Source organism: Halomonas sp. YLB-10, assembly GCF_003856855.1.
GTDB classification, from domain to species: domain Bacteria; phylum Pseudomonadota; class Gammaproteobacteria; order Pseudomonadales; family Halomonadaceae; genus Halomonas; species Halomonas litopenaei.
In genome coordinates, this window is sequence record NZ_RRCU01000009.1 from 61635 (window position 1) to 76499 (window position 14865).

The window sequence follows — 14865 nt, forward strand, 5'->3', positions numbered from 1 at the left end:
CGGGCGGCGCCAGACGACGACTCAGCGATCCTCGCGCTTGAGCGCGGAGTCGGGGATGTCACCGGTTTCCAGGCGTTCGAAGCGCCCCTTTTCGGTGTAGACCCAGTTGCGGCCCACCGAGGTGGCGAGGAATCGGTCGTCGTAGCCGGAGGTGATCTCCTCCTGAGGATAGCGCCGCAGCACCCAGGCTTTCATCAGTACGATATAGACCACCAGGGCCGAGCCGAAGCCTACCGCGTAGGCGTACTCGAGGAAGATCAGCGCCAGGCCGCCGCCGATGATCCAGGCGATGAGGCCGGCGGGGTTGAAGCCGCCGCTGAAGCGGAACTGGCCGTTGGGATCGTACAGCGCCGGAACGTTGAGGCGACGCCGACGCAGCAGGTAGTAGTCGGCCACCATGATGCCGCCCACCGCCGACAGCACGGCGCCGTAGTAGCTGAGGAAGGTGAACAGGTTGTTGAGGATCAGCCAGGGCATCGAGGCGGTGCCGATGATGCCGGCGATGACCAGGGCGACCGGGTAGCTGACCCTTGGCGCGCCGGCGTTGACGAAGGTCAGCGCCGCCGGGATCAGGTTGGCCGCGTTGTTGGTCGACCACTGGGCCAGGATCACCATCGCCAGCAGTGCGATCAGGGTGAGGCCGCCGCCCTGTCCCTGGATGACGGTGACCGGATTCCAGTCACCGGCGGCGATGAATGACACGCCGCCGATCAGCGCGATCCAGGCCTGGGTGGCCGGCAGTGCCAGAAACTGGGCGACGAAGACGTTCTTGTTGCGCTGAAAGAAACTGCGCTCGCCACCCTTTGTCTTGAGGAAGCGGGTCAGGTTGGGGATATCCACCGCCAGCGCTGACCAGAACGCCATGTTGGCGAAGAACAGGCCGAGCGCGGCCACGTTCTGGTCGCCGACGAAGGTCCAGATATTGATGCCCTGGGTCTCGGCAAGCACGTCGAGGGTGAAGTACATCCACACCGAGATGGCCACGATGCAGGGGGCGGCGATCGACGCCAGCAGCTCCACCGCGCGGATGCCCAGGGCGGTGTTGACGATCTGGACCACGGCAAACAGCACGTACCACAGGATCCAGTTGTCCAGGCCCCACAGGTACTCGACGATGCCGTTCAGGGCCAGCGCACCCAGATAGGTCTGTACGCCGAACCAGATGGCCGCCACTACCCCGCGAGACACCGCCGGCAGATGGGTGCCCTTGAGGCCGAAGGGCGCGCGCAGGTAGACCGCGAACGACAGTCCATGTTCGGTACCGATGTCGGCGGTCAGGCTCATCACCACGCCGAGTACCAGATTGGCCAGAAAGATGATGGCGACGACCTGGATCAGCGGAAGGCCCGCGACCCCGCCGGCACCCAGTTGGAAGGTGGCGATGATCACCGCCATGCCGATCCATAGCCAGATGAAACCGAAAAAGCCGATGGTGCGTTGATTCAGCCAGACCGGCAGGATCGCCGCTTCCAGCAGGTGGTCGCCGCTGTCGCGGGCTGCCGCCGAAGTGGCGGGGGTGGGGGCGTCTTGTGGTGTGGCCACGGTAGCGCTCCTTGAATGTCGTTGGTTGTTGTTGGAGGCGATAGCGACGTCGGACGAAGAGATATCTCCGTTTCGCATAAATGCAGTATGGATACAAAAATCATTTTTTGGCAAGGGCCGTCCTGCGCCTTAAGCCGCATAGGGGCCGAGGACAATCTGTAATAGGCTGTTTTCCGGTAAAAAGGCTTTTTTGTGTTCGTGCAGACGGGCATGGATCTTGTGAAGTTGGCAACAAACGTCATTTCCGAGTGGCTCGAAAGGGTCCTGAAGAGGTGTCAAGATGGGCGCTTGTTGCCCGGCTGCCGGGCCTTGGATCGTGGCTACCGGACATCGGTGGCGTGTAAGCGAGAGGTCAGGTGATTGGACGTCAGGGAGGAACGGGTGCTGAGTACGCCAGCTAGGTCGAGGCAGGAGGGCAGTCGCGCCCCCCGCTACGCGCTGATCCAGGATTCACTGCGAGAAGCCATCGAGTCGGGGCGGGTGCCGCCCAATCAGGTGTTGCTGGAAGGGCCTATCGCACGGCTGTTCGGCACCAGTCGTGGGCCGGTGCGCAAGGCGCTGGAGCTTTTGCACCAGCAGGGCCTGATCAGCCGCTTTGAAGGGCGCGGCTTTCTGGCGACACCCGACCCCGAGGCGGTGGAGCCGGCGCGGGAGGCGCTGACCCCTGAGCGTCTTGGCCTCGGCGTCGATGAGTCACCGGTGGTGGATACCCGTCCGGCGGCCGAGCGTATCCACGCCGAGGTCGAGGAGGCGGTGGCCACCTGCCTGGCGTTTGGTCACTTCCGCATCGTCGAGACCAGCCTCAGCGACTACTACGGCGTCAGCCGCACCGTGGCGCGAGAGGTGCTGGGACGGCTGCGCAGCCAGCGGCTGATCGAGAAGGATCGCCACTCCCATTGGCTGGCGGGGCCGCTGACCGCCCAGGCGGTGGCCGAGGACTACGAGATTCGAGTGCTGCTGGAGCCGGCGGCGCTCAAGGCCTCTGGCCCGCTGGTCGAACGTGAGGAGCTCGAGCTGATGCGCGACCGGGTGCAGCGACTGATCGACCACCCCGAGCAGCAGTCTGCCGCGACCATCGCTCGACTGGAACGCGACCTGCACCAGGGTTGCCTGCGCCACTACCGCAATCGCAAGGCCGGCGAGATGATCGCCCAGAGCCAGTTGCCGGTCATCGTCAATCGCATGTTCTTCCAGACGCTGGGGGTTCCTCGGGACGAGCCCCTGTTGATGGAGCACAAGCTGGTGATCGATCACCTGCTGTTTGGCGCCTTCGACGCCGCCGCCTCGAGTCTGCAGTCCCACCTCCAGGCGGCTGCCGAGCGCACCCGCCGTCGGCTCAAGGTGCTGTCGGTGTTCCCCGAACCCGACCTTCCCCCCTACCTCCAGCGTATCGTCTGACGCAAGCGCAGGGCGCAAGGCGTGCGTCGGCGCCGCTTTGCGCTCCGTCCTCTGCATGTTCCTTTGTTTCCGGTCTCTTGCCTTTTGCGGCCTTTCCTCAAGTCTAGCGGTCGGCCTGCCCCAGGCCGGCGTGCTGTCCTGTCACCCCCCCCCCCTGGTCTGGAAATAAAAAATGTCAGTTGGATACCGTGCCCATAAAAAATGACGTTTTATTCGATCGGCATTTTTGGGGCTCGTCTGTTCTCACCTATTGGTCGAAGAAGGTTTGCACTTTTGGCTGTTGCTGAAAGCCTGAATGGTCGGCCTGTTATCGCCAGTTCTGCCTGTAACCGGGCTTTAGCCGCAGGTTTTGGTCATTGGCGAGCGTCGTGACGCGCTGCTCTACGCCTGAAATCTCCGTCTTGACAAAAATGACCTTTGTATCCAGTCTTCAATTGATGGCGGTCGACACAACCGCTGACGCCGCGGGATCGATGGCACGTCGGTAGTCCAGCAAGCGCACGACCGACACCAGGGCCAGTGGCGCCACCGCAAGCCCCAACAAGACCAAGCAACAAGACGAGGTGTTCAAGATGGCGAAGAAAGAGATTCTCTGTGCATTTGGTGTCGACGTGGACGCCGTGGCCGGCTGGCTCGGTTCCTACGGTGGCGAGGACTCCCCCGACGATATCTCCCGCGGCCTGTTCGCCGGTGAGGTCGGTGCACCGCGCCTGCTCAAGCTGTTCGAGCGCTACAACCTGAAGACCACCTGGTTCATTCCCGGGCACAGCATCGAGACCTTTCCCGAGCAGATGAAGGCGGTGGTCGACGCCGGTCACGAGGTCGGGGTCCACGGCTACAGCCACGAGAACCCCATCGCCATGACCCGCGAGCAGGAACGCGACGTGCTCGACTACAACATCGAGCTGGTGACCCAGCTGTCGGGCAAGCGGCCGACCGGCTATGTGGCGCCCTGGTGGGAATTCAGCCCGGTGACCAACGAGCTGCTGCTCGAGCGTGGCATCAAGTACGACCACAGCCTGATGCACAACGACTTCCACCCCTACTATGTGCGCGTCGGTGACTCCTGGACCAAGATCGACTACTCCAAGCCGGCCAAGGAGTGGATGAAGCCGCTGGTACGTGGCGAAGAGACCGACCTGATCGAGATCCCGGCCAACTGGTACCTCGACGACCTGCCGCCGATGATGTTCATCAAGAAGTCCCCCAACAGTCATGGCTTCGTCAGCCCGCGCCAGCTGGGCGAGATGTGGCAGGACCAGTTCGACTGGGTCTACCGCGAGAACGACTACGCGGTGTTCACCATGACCATCCACCCCGACGTCTCCGGCCGTCCTCAGGTGCTGATGATGCTCGAGCGACTGATCGAGCATATGCAGAGCCACGAAGGCGTGCGTTTCTGCACCTTCGACGAGATCGCCGACGATTTCGCCAGCCGCCATCCTCGCGGCTGAACGCGCCATCGCGCCTCCCCTGACAACCACACCACAACGATAACGAAAGAGGGTGACGTCAATGACCGAGCCAACCCAAACCGCGCCCTCCGGGGCCCGTCCCGACGCGGACGAGCCCTGGAACGCTGTCATCACCAAGAAACAGATCGGCTACGCCTCGCTGGTCTGCTTTATCGCCTGGGTGGCGTCGGTCTACGACTACACCCTGTTCGGCACCCTGTTGCCGGTCATCGCCGAGGACTTCGGCTGGACCACCGCCAAGGCCACCGCGGTCAACACTTGGGCCACCATCGGGGTGTTCCTGGTGTCGCTGGTGGTCGGCACCATGCTCGATCGCTTCGGCCGCAAGAAGACCCTGATCCTGCTGGTGATCGGCGGCGCCGTCAGTTCCGGCCTGTCCGGTATCGCCATCGGTGCCGCTTCCATGGTGATCATTCGCGCCTTCTCCGGCTTTGCGGTCTCCGAAGAGGTGGTCAACGCCGTCTACCTCAATGAGATCTACAAGAAGGCCAAGGGCCGCGGCTTCATGTACAGCCTGGTGCAGAGTGGCTGGCCGGTCGGTGCCCTGCTGGCCGCCGGCATGACCTCGCTGCTGCTGCCGATCGTCGGCTGGCGCGGCAGCTTCTTCGTCGCCGCCTGCGCCTCGATCATCGTCATCGTGATGGCGGTCCGGCTGCCCGAGTCGCCGGTCTTCGCCGCGATCAAGGAGGTCGAGCGGCGGCGCAAGGCGGGTGACGCCGAGGGCGCGGCCCAGCTTGCCGCCGAGCACGACGTCGAGGTCAACACCGGCAGCAACCTGGGCCTCAAGGGCGTGTTCACGCCGGAACTGCGTCGTCACACCATCTCGCTGTCGCTGGTCTGGCTGTTCAGCTGGATGGCGATCCAGGTGTTCGCGGTGCTGGGCACCACGGTGCTGGTGGAGGCCAAGGGCGTCAGCTTCGAAAGCTCGCTGTACGTGCTGATCCTGGCCAACGCGGTGGGCTTTGTCGGTTACCTCAGCCACGGCTGGCTGGGCGACCGCATCGGTCGGCGCAACACCGTGCTGATGGGCTTTCTGCTCGGCGGTGTCGCCAGCATCCTGATGCTGCTGGGGCCGGCCAGCGACGGTTTCGTCTACCTGATGTACGCCGTCACCCTGTTCTTCCTGCTCGGTCCGTTCGCCGCCATCCTGTTCTACATGGGTGAATCCTTCCCGCCCCATGTGCGCGGCACCGGGGCCAACGTGGCCCACGTCATGGCGCCGGTGGGGGCCATCGTCGGCTCCGGTCTGGTGTCGGTGCTGCTGACTGCGGGTGTCAGCATGACCTGGTCGGCGATCCTGGCGGGCTCGCTGCCGCTGGTGCTCAGTGGACTTTTGATGTTCGGCACCCGTCATGTGGACCATCGTGAACACGACACCCTCGAGGAGGCGGTGGCATGAGTGCTCTGACACGCGACGATGGTCTGGCCGGCAAGGTCGCCATCATCTCCGGTGCCGCCAGTGGCATCGGCCATGCGCTGGCGGTCAGCTACGCCAGGGCAGGCGCCAAGGTGGTTGCCGGCTACTACCCCGGTGATCCCCATGACGTCGAGGCGACCGTCTCGGCGGTTGCCGATGCCGGCGGCGAGTGTGTGGCGGTGGCGCTGGACGTGCGCGATGGCGCCCAGTGCGACGCCCTGGCCCAGGCCGCCATCGACCGCTTCGGCAGGCTCGATATCGCGGTGGCCGGCGCCGGCATCCTGCGTCAGGCAGCGCTCGAGGATCTGACCGACGATGCCTGGAACGACATGCTGTCGGTGGACCTGACCGGCGTGATGCGGATATTTCGCAGCGCGGCGCGGGTGATGACGGGGCCTGGCGCCATGGTCGCGGTGTCGTCCATCGCCGGCGGCGTCTATGGCTGGGACGAGCACGCCCACTACGCCACCGCCAAGAGCGGTCTGATGGGCCTGGTCAGGTCGCTGGCGGTGGAGCTTGCCCCTCGGGGCATCCGCGTCAACACCTTGATCCCCGGGCTGATCGAGACCCCGCAGTCACTGGACCCGGTCAACTCCCTGGGCCCGGATGGCCTTGCCGCCGCAGGCAAGGTGATCCCCGCCGGCCGGGTCGGCCACGCCGATGAGGTCGCTCGCACGATACGTTTTCTGACCAGTGACGACGCCTCCTACGTGACCGGCCAGCAACTGATCGTGGACGGCGGCTTGACCGTGCGCTGGCCGAGCTGAGGCCAGCCGTCAAGGCGCCGGCCAAGGCGCATCCAAGCCAGCGACGCGAGGCGAGGGCGGCGGCCCTCGCCTCGTGCCCCCAGCGAGTGGAGAGAATCCCATGTCACAGAAACTTCAGGGCAAGGTTGCCCTGGTGGTAGGCGGCGCCAGCGGTATCGGCCGTGCCATCGCCAACCTGTTCCACGCCGAAGGTGCCACCGTTGCGGTGGCCGACCTCAACGCCGATGCCTGTGATCAGGTGGCCCGCGCGCTGCGCGCCCGGGTCAGCACCCATCGGGTCGATGTTTCCGACGAAGCCTCGGTGAAGGCCATGGTCGATGAGGTGATCAGCACCCACCAGGTGATCGACGTGCTGGTCAACAGCGCGGGCATCCTCGACGAGACGCCGTTTCTCGAGATGACCAGCGAGACCTTCGACCGCATGATCGGCATCAACCTGCGCGGGGTCTTTCTGGTCAGCCGCGCGGTGGCCCCGCATATGGTCGAGCGCAAGGCCGGGCGGATCATCAATGTTGCCTCGCAGCTGGCGCTCAAGGGCGGCATGGGGCTGTCCCACTACTGCGCCGCCAAGGCCGGTGTGCTGGGCCTGACCAAGTCCATGGCGCGGGAGCTGGCACCCTTCAACGTGCTGACCAATGCCATCGCGCCTGGCCCCATCCTGACCCCGATGCTCGAGGGACTGAGCCCGGAATGGATCGCCGACAAGGAGGCGGAATTGCCGCTCGGACGCTTCGGCAGGGCCGAGGAAGTGGCGCCTTCGGCGCTGATGCTGGCGGCGTCTCCGGATGGCGATCTGTACCTGGGCCAGACCCTCGGTCCCAATAGCGGCGACGTGATGTAGCGGCCAGACAGGAGTCCGTGAATGCTCACCCTGCTGCTGGTCAAGTGGCTGTCCACCGCCCTGGTAGTGATCGGCGTGTCGGTGGCGGTGGTGCGCCTGGGGCCACGCCTGGGCGGGGTGCTGGCCGGCACCCCGATCGTGCTGGGGCCCGGCTACTTCTTCATGCTGGGCGAGCAGCCCGGCGCCTTCGTTGCCGAGGCGGCGCTGGGCTCGCTGCACGCGATGTTCGCGACCCTGGCGTTCTGTCTGGCGTATGTGCTGCTGGCGGGGCGGCAGGGCGCGCTGGCGGCTGTCGCCCTGGCCGCCGTGCTATGGCTGCCGGTGGCGGCGCTGGCTGCCGTCTTGCCAGGCGGCACGGGTCTCGCGCTGGTGCTGTTCATCGCTTGCCTGGCCCTGGCGATGCGGCTGATGCGCGCGCTGGGCTTGTCGCGGGCGGCGGTGTCGGCGCCGCTAGTCTGGGCCGACCTGCTGATACGCGGCACCCTGGCCGGGGGCATCGTATGTCTGGCGACCGTGGTGCTGGCGGATATCGCCCCGGCGCTGTCCGGCGTCGCCCTGAGCTTCCCCATCGGCATGCTGACCATCGCCCTGACCCTGCACCAGCGCTACGGCGCCGAGGTCGCCCGGGCCACCCTGGCCGACACCCAGCTTGGCATGCTCAGCCTGGTGGCCTTCAGCGCCGTCCTTGCGGCAACCGCCGCGCACCTTTCCCCCGCGCTGTCCTTTGGCCTCGCCCTGGCTGCCTCGCTGGGCACCAGTAGCGCCCTGTGGGCGTGGCAAAGGCGTCTGCACAGCCCGCGTCACGCGTGAGGCCGGGGAAGGGGTGCGCGCGCCCCGCCCGGGCTCTTGTCGGGCCTTGCTCCAGGCAAGGTGCGATGAACCAAAAAAAGCCCCGCCGTAGCGGGGAAATGCCTCACGAATATCGCTACTGCGCTACTGCGGCCCAGCCGCCGCTGTCGACCGAGGCGAAGATGGCGTCGATCACCCTGAGATTGGCGATGGAATCTTCCAGCCCATAGAGCCCGACCTCCTCACCGCGCAGGGCGCGGCAGAAACGACTGACCTCCTGTTCGTACTGGTCCATGGGCGGGAAGGTTTCCGTCTTGGGGTCGCTCTGATAGAGGTCGAAGACGTTGTCGTGAACCACCCGGGTCGGGCGCTCGACCGGAGCGATAAAGGGCTCTGGCAGATCGATGGCACCTTGGCTGCCGACGATGTGCAGGTGCTGTGCGGCACTGGTGGCGGTGGAGACCATCAGGCTGGCGTGGCGCCCCTCGCCGTAGTCGAGCAGCACGCTGGCGACGACGTCCACGCCATGTTCCGGGTCGCGGCTGGCGTGGGCCATCACCCGCCGGGGTTCGCAGCCGAAGGCGAAGCGAGTCGCCATGGCCGCGTAGCAGCCGACATCATAGAGCGCGCCACCGCCGAACTCCGGGCGCATGCGGTAGTTGCCGGGGTCGTCGAGACCGAAGGTGAGCATGGCCTGGACCATGCGGATGTCGCCGTAGTCGCCGGCCTCGATGCGCTCCTTTACCGCCAGCCAGCGCGGCTGGTGGCGCACCATGAAGGCCTCGCAGAACAGCAGTCCCGGCGGTACTCTGAGGCTCGCCGCCTGTGCGGCGGTAAGCGCCAGGGGTTTTTCGCACAGCACGTGCTTGCCCTTGTCCAGCGCCTTCTGGGCCAGCTCGATATGCAGATGGTTGGGCAGCGGGATGTAGACCGCCTCCACCTCCGGGTCGTCGAGCACCGCTTCGTAGCTTGCGTAGGCGCGCGGAATATCCATCTCGTCGGCGAACGCCTGGGCCGATTCCTGGTTGCGTGAGCCCACCGCCAGAACCTCGGCGTGGGCGCTCGCCCGCATCGCCGGTATCAGCTTGATGCGCGCAATATTGGCGGTGGAGAGTATGCCCCAGCGTACCGGTGCGTCGATCATGGTCGGGTTCCTTGCGGTCAGGGTGTGAGTTGTGCGGATGAGCGCTGCTGGGGGGCGGGCACCGATACCCAGCGACGCTGCTGGCAGGAGACGTCGATGGCGGTGAGGATATTCTGGTTGTGGCGGCCGAAGGCGAAGTCGGGGAAGCAGCCGGCAGATGAGGCGATGCCCTGGACCAGGTCGTGGACCTCGATCACCTTGACGTCGAAGTAGCCGATGCCGCCACCACCGTAGTCGAACGGAAAGAAGGCGCGGAACTGCGGCACCTGGGAGCCCGCCAGCAGGGTCTTGAAGCCACGATCCTCACGCCGGTCGGCATAGCGAAAGAGCTTGAGCTCGTTGAAGCGCTCGCCGTCCATCACCAGGGTGCCCTCGCTGCCGCTGACCTCCCAGCCGATGCCGAAGACCTTGCCGGCGGCCACCCGAGAGCTTTCGATCACGCCGCCGGCACCGTTGGCGAAACGCACCAGCGCCTGGGTCTGGTCGTCGTTCTCGACCTCACGACGCTCGGCGCCTGCGGTCGCCTTGCTGGCGTAGCCGGCGCCCTCGCCGGCTCCATCCACCACGGGCCGGGTCGCAAACAGGATCTGGCTCTGGGCGCAGACCTCCTCGATATCGCCCATCAGGAACTGGGCGACGCTGATGGTGTGGGCGCCCAGGTCGCCCAGTGACCCGGTGCCGGCCTGCTGGCGCGAACAGCGCCAGGACCAGGGCAGCTCGGGATCGTTGAAGAAGCCCTGGTCGAAGGTGCCGCGAAAGCGTATCGGTGTGCCGATGGCACCCTCGTCGATCAGCCGCCTGGCGAGCAGGGCCGCCGGCGTCTTGATGTTGTTGAAGGCGACCATGGTCTTGACCCCGCGGGCGCGGGCCGCCTCGGCCATCTTCGCCGCCTGGTCATCGTTCATGGCCAGGGGCTTTTCGCAGTAGACGTGCTTGCCATGGTCGATGGCGGCCATCGCCATGTCGAAGTGCAGGGCGTTGGGCGAGGTGATGTCCACCACTTCCACCTGCGGGTCGGCGACCAGCTCCCGCCAGTCGCCGTAGGCGCGCTCGACGTCCAGCCGTTCGGCGGCGGCCCTGGCGGCCTGATCGCCCTGGTCGGCGATGGCGACCAGGCGAGGACGCAGCGGCAGATCATGGTAGAGCGTGCGGGCACGGCGGTAGGCATCGGCGTGGGCCTGACCCATGAAGCCGCTACCGATCAGGCCAATGTTGAGCGCCTTGGGCATTCGCTTGTCTCCGCTGGTGGGCCACGTCGGTCACGTCGCCCGGGGATGGTGAGGCTGGTCGAGCCGGGCGATCACCGGCGTGGCCTAGTTGGCGTTGGGCAGCTCGTAGTCGGGCTTTTCGCTGGGCATGCAGGCGCGCAGCAGTTCCACCGAGCGCACCACGCCCTCCCGGCGCGACAGGTTGATATCCTCGTGCTCGATGCTCAGCACGCCGTCCTGGTAGCCCCCGGCCTGCAGCCAGTAGCAGAAGTCCTTCCACCACTCGAGTTTCTGGCCGTACCCTAGGGTCACGTAGGACCAGCCGCGATCACGGAAATCGCCCATTGGCTGATTGTCCAGACGGGAGGTCAGGCCCACCGCCGCCGGGTTGAGCGCGGTGTCCTTGGCGTGAACATGGTAGATGTGGCGGGCGTAGCGCTGGACCACCTCGATGGGATCGGCGCCCATCCACAGAAGGTGGCTGGGATCGAAGTTGAGGCCGACGATGTCGCCGATCTCGCCATGCAGGCGCAGGAAGCCCGGCAGGTTGTAGACCAGCTGGTTGCCATGCATCTCCAGGCATAGTTCACGAATGCCTTCGCCGCGGGCGTGGTCGGCCAGCTTGCGCCAGTAGGGCAGCGCGACCTCGTTCCACTGGTAGTCGAGCATCTGGGCGGTTTCCGGTGGCCAGGCGGCGGTCACCCAGTTGGGGAAACGGTCATCCGGGCCACCGCCAGGCAGGCCCGACATCAGATTGACCCGGGGCACCTCGAAGTGACGGGACAGCGCGATGGCCTGCTCGACCACCCTGTGCTGGCGCTCGCCGTCGGTGGGGTGCAGCGAGTTGCCGTTGGCGTTGAAGGCGGAAATCGTGACGCCATGGTGGGCGAGCCTGGCCTTGAGGTCCTTGCGCGCGGCGTCGCTGTCGAGCAGTGCAGCGGCGTCGAGGTGGGGCGAGTCCGACCAGTTGCCGATGGAAAATTCCACGCACTCGATGCCCTGTTCGGCGCAGAAGGCGAGCAGGTCGTCCAGTGACATATTGGCCAGGCTGTCGGTGACGAGGCCGATTTTCATATGATGCTCCTGTCAAGCGAACCCGCCCATGAAGGGCGGGCGAGGTGTGGATGGTCAGTACCGACAAGGCCTGCTCGGTGAGTCGCCGGCCTTGCCATGGTGGCGGATGGCCATTGGATGAGGTGGCCGCTTAGCGATAGCCCTGCTGAGTCAGCTCGATGACCTGTTCGGCGTTTTCCTGGGTGATGAAGTTTGGCCCGGTCTGGATATTGTTGGTGGGCTTGAGGCCGTAGCGGTTGTACAGCGCCAGCGAGATGATCGGCAGGTAGCCCTGAAGGTACTGCTGCTGATCCATGGCGAACAGCATCTCGCCATCGCGAACCGCTTCCAGTGTCTCTGCGGACAGGTCGAAGGTGGCGAAGGCGATCTGGCCCATGGCGCCCTGACTACGGAATTCGTTGATCAGCGGGTCGGTGGCCAGCGATCCCAGGCTCAGCACGCCGTCGGTGTCCGGGCTCGAGTTGAGGTGGGCAAGCACGGCATTGGTGATGGCGGTGGGATCCTGGGTGGTGGAGATCTGTTCGGCACTGCCGTCGAAGGCGTCGGTAAAGCCCTTGCAGCGGGCATCAAGCTGCGACTGGCCGGGGGCGAAGTTGATACAGATGGGGCTCTCGACGCCGGCTTCCTTCATGCGCTCACCGGCCATCTTGCCCGCGCGGTACTCGCTCTGACCGACATAGTTGAGTGCGCCGATCTCACCGGCGATCTCTTCGCCGGTGTTGAGCACCACCACCGGAATGCCGGCGGCGATGGCCTCGCGCACCGGCTCGGCGAAGGCGCTGGCATCGGGCATGGTCAGCGCCAGGCCATCGGGTTGGGTGGCAATCGCCTGCTCGATCATCCTCAGCATCTGGGAGGTGTCGTACTGGGCCGGAGAGTTATAGAGAAGCTCCACTCCCATCTCCTCGGCGGCATCCTCGAAACCGCGCTTGAGAACGTTGCCGAAGGGGTCCGCCGCGACGATATGGGTGATCGCCACGAACTTCAGCGGGTCGGCGTCCTGGGCAACGGCCGCCTGGCTCGCCGACAGCGCCATGGCGCCAGCGACCAGGGCGCCGGTGATGGCTCTGGAGAACGGATTGGGGCGCTTGATCCCGGTGTGTGTTGCGCTGGTCTTGTCGGTGGTCTTGCTCATGGCTGTACTCCGATTGTTGTTGGTGTTGCGGGTGATCGTGCTCAGGGGTGTCACGTTGATGCAGCGATTCAGGCGCGTCGGTCCTGCGCCATCCGGTCGAGTGCCCGGTCCAGGCGGTCGGCGTCCCAGTCTTCGTCCAGGGCCTGTGTCAGCAACTCGCATTGGCTCTGGGGGGCCAACCCGCCCTGGGGTGGGGTGCGATCAAGATTGGCCGGGAACGGGTAGGCCTCGGCCAGGGCGGTCACACCTGCGCGGATCGCCGCTGTCCAGCCATCGCGCTGAAAGCGGGCCTTTAGCGCGGGAAAGCCGGCGCGCACCAGGCGTGTGTTGTCGACGCTCTCCATGGCACGGCCAAAGGCCGAGGAGATCTGCAGCAGGTTGGCCATGCGCCGCAGGTCCTGGCTGTCGTTGTCGCCAGCGGCGTGAAACAGCGCCGGGTTGAAGAACAGGCCGTCGCCCCTGGTCAGCGGAAGCTGAACGCGATGGCGGGCGAACACTTGCTGGAAGGCCGGGTCGCGGTAGGCCAGATAGCCTTCGGGGTAGCGCTGGGAGTGAGGCAACAACTGGGTTGGCCCGCTTTCCAGCGGCATGTCGTCGTGGGCCACGGCGCCCTGCAGCGTCAGGTGTTGTGAGGCGACCTGCAATGACAGCGGGTAGCCCAGCGCCTGTGCCTCGCTCAGAAAACCCAGGTGATAGTCGCGATGAGGCAACTGAGCGCGCCCGCCCGGTTTAACCACATTGACCTGGGAGGTGATCTGGTAGCCCGGGCCAAGCCAGGCTTCGGCCACCAGGGCCAGCACCGGGTTGGCGTAGTAGTCGACGAAACCGTCCGGGTCGGCCTCGCCGTGCTTCTGGAAGGCATTCCACAGGCGATCATTGGCACCCGGCGCAGCAAAATGGTCGCCCTGCTGGCCGTGTCCCCGTTCAGCTTCGATCAGCGCAAGAAAGCTCTCGCTGGCGCGGTCCACCGTGGTCCGCTCCATCATTCCGGTGATCGCCAGCACCCCGGGACCGTCCAGCAGGCAGTGATGCCACTCGTCAAGCAGCGTGCGCCGCCGCTGCGGGTCGGCGAGACAGTCACGGGCATGGCTTGCGCGGTAGAGCGGGATGCCGGAGACGATGCGCTCGGCCTGGGGCAGTTCTTCGGCATTGGTCGTCGATTGGACCAGGGCCTCGAAGGCGGCCACATCAAGCTGGGTTCGATCGATGAAATGCTCCATCGTCTGTCCTCCTCAGTCAGGCCAGCGCATGGCGGCGGGCGGCTGCGGCGCGCTGTCGTGACAGCCCAGCACGCTCTGGTCCATGTCGACGATGGTCCCGGTCATCATTCCCGAGGCGTCGCTGGCCAGGAAGGCCACCGCGCTGGCGACCTCTTCCGGTTCCAGCAGGCGCCCCATGGGCTGCGCGCGGGCGGCCGCTTCCAGCCAGTTATCCTCGGCACCGTGGGTATCCGTCTGGATGCGGTGTTCGCCCGGGGTGTTCATCCAGCCGATGTTGAGGCCATTGACGCGGATGCGATTGCGCAGCAGCGAGTAGGCGGCGTTGCGGGTCAGGGTGGCCAGCGCCCCCTTGCTGCCGCTGTAGGCGCAGATGAAGGGCTGGCCGCCGTGGCCGGACATGCTGAGGATATTGACCACGCGGCCTTCGATACCGTCGCGGATCATTCGCCGCGCAGCTTCCTGCATCAGGAAGAAGGGCGCCTTGGTGTTGACCGCGAACAGTCGGTCGTAGGCGGCCTCGTCGGTGTCGAGCAGGGTGCCGCGCTCGGTGTTGCCGGCGCAGTTGATCAGCATGTCGATGCGCCCGAAGGCCTCGTCGGCTTGGGCCACCAGCCGGCGGCAGTCGTCGACCCGGGTCATGTCGGTGGGCACGAACAGCACCTTGGCGTCCTCACCCAGACCCTCGAGCTCGCGAGCCAGGGCTTCACCCTTGTCCCGCTGGCGCCCGCAGATGACCAGGCCGGACAGGCCACGACCCAGCAGGTGGCGAGCCACCGCCTCGCCCAGTCCCTGGGTGGAACCGGTGACGATGGCCACCTGACCTTTGAATGAACGATCTTGCATGGAAACTCTCCC

At 65.8% G+C, this 14865-nt stretch carries 13 protein-coding genes; 6 read left to right on the top strand and 7 right to left on the bottom strand.

Translation table 11 applies throughout. The features are described 5' to 3' along the window. Window positions 1-21: 21 nt before the first annotated feature. Window positions 22-1542 (bottom strand): NCS1 family transporter, encoded by a 1521-nt coding sequence (locus EBB56_RS18885; RefSeq protein ID WP_231498543.1) that lies wholly within the window; start codon window positions 1540-1542, stop codon window positions 22-24. Between the two features lie 381 nt (window positions 1543-1923). On the opposite strand from EBB56_RS18885, the gene EBB56_RS18890 reads away from it, so the two are divergent. The 6 genes from EBB56_RS18890 to EBB56_RS18915 all read left to right on the top strand — a co-directional run bounded on the left by EBB56_RS18890 (window position 1924) and on the right by EBB56_RS18915 (window position 8250). Next, window positions 1924-2940: a GntR family transcriptional regulator gene (locus tag EBB56_RS18890; RefSeq protein ID WP_221621211.1), complete on the top strand. Its 1017-nt coding sequence runs from the start codon at window positions 1924-1926 to the stop codon at window positions 2938-2940. Between the two features lie 572 nt (window positions 2941-3512). Further along, window positions 3513-4394, top strand: a complete 882-nt coding sequence (locus tag EBB56_RS18895; protein WP_045993136.1) for a polysaccharide deacetylase — start codon at window positions 3513-3515, stop codon at window positions 4392-4394. A gap of 61 nt (window positions 4395-4455) precedes the next feature. Next, window positions 4456-5814 carry an MFS transporter gene (locus tag EBB56_RS18900; protein ID WP_108449503.1) on the top strand — a complete coding sequence of 453 codons (1359 nt, stop codon included), beginning with the start codon at window positions 4456-4458 and terminating at the stop codon, window positions 5812-5814. Then, window positions 5811-6599 carry an SDR family NAD(P)-dependent oxidoreductase gene (locus EBB56_RS18905; protein WP_124805059.1) on the top strand — a complete coding sequence of 263 codons (789 nt, stop codon included), beginning with the start codon at window positions 5811-5813 and terminating at the stop codon, window positions 6597-6599. The genes EBB56_RS18900 and EBB56_RS18905 overlap by 4 nt, the downstream gene beginning before the upstream one ends. Before the next feature lie 100 nt (window positions 6600-6699). Further along, window positions 6700-7440 carry an SDR family NAD(P)-dependent oxidoreductase gene (locus EBB56_RS18910; RefSeq protein ID WP_045993139.1) on the top strand — a complete coding sequence of 247 codons (741 nt, stop codon included), beginning with the start codon at window positions 6700-6702 and terminating at the stop codon, window positions 7438-7440. Window positions 7441-7461: 21 nt separating this feature from the next. Continuing rightward, the gene (locus EBB56_RS18915) at window positions 7462-8250 is read left to right on the top strand and encodes a hypothetical protein (RefSeq protein WP_045993140.1); all 789 of its coding nucleotides are present in this window, start codon (window positions 7462-7464) and stop codon (window positions 8248-8250) included. 115 nt (window positions 8251-8365) lie between these two features. On the opposite strand, the gene EBB56_RS18920 is transcribed toward EBB56_RS18915, so the two are convergent. From EBB56_RS18920 to EBB56_RS18945, 6 genes are all read right to left on the bottom strand, one after another. After that, complete coding sequence (locus EBB56_RS18920) at window positions 8366-9373, bottom strand: Gfo/Idh/MocA family protein (protein WP_045993141.1); 1008 nt, start codon at window positions 9371-9373, stop codon at window positions 8366-8368. A 17-nt stretch (window positions 9374-9390) separates the two neighbouring features. Beyond that, entirely contained in the window at window positions 9391-10602 is a 1212-nt protein-coding gene (locus tag EBB56_RS18925) for a Gfo/Idh/MocA family protein (protein ID WP_124805060.1), read from the bottom strand. A gap of 84 nt (window positions 10603-10686) precedes the next feature. After that, the gene (locus EBB56_RS18930; protein WP_124805061.1) at window positions 10687-11655 is read right to left on the bottom strand and encodes a sugar phosphate isomerase/epimerase; all 969 of its coding nucleotides are present in this window, start codon (window positions 11653-11655) and stop codon (window positions 10687-10689) included. Between the two features lie 130 nt (window positions 11656-11785). After that, window positions 11786-12790: a sugar ABC transporter substrate-binding protein gene (locus tag EBB56_RS18935; RefSeq protein ID WP_124805062.1), complete on the bottom strand. Its 1005-nt coding sequence runs from the start codon at window positions 12788-12790 to the stop codon at window positions 11786-11788. 68 nt (window positions 12791-12858) lie between these two features. Then, on the bottom strand, window positions 12859-14010 hold the full coding sequence (locus EBB56_RS18940; RefSeq protein WP_124805063.1) for a phytanoyl-CoA dioxygenase family protein: 1152 nt from the start codon (window positions 14008-14010) through the stop codon (window positions 12859-12861). A 12-nt stretch (window positions 14011-14022) separates the two neighbouring features. Beyond that, complete coding sequence (locus tag EBB56_RS18945) at window positions 14023-14853, bottom strand: SDR family oxidoreductase (RefSeq protein ID WP_045993145.1); 831 nt, start codon at window positions 14851-14853, stop codon at window positions 14023-14025. Between the last annotated feature and the right edge of the window lie 12 nt (window positions 14854-14865).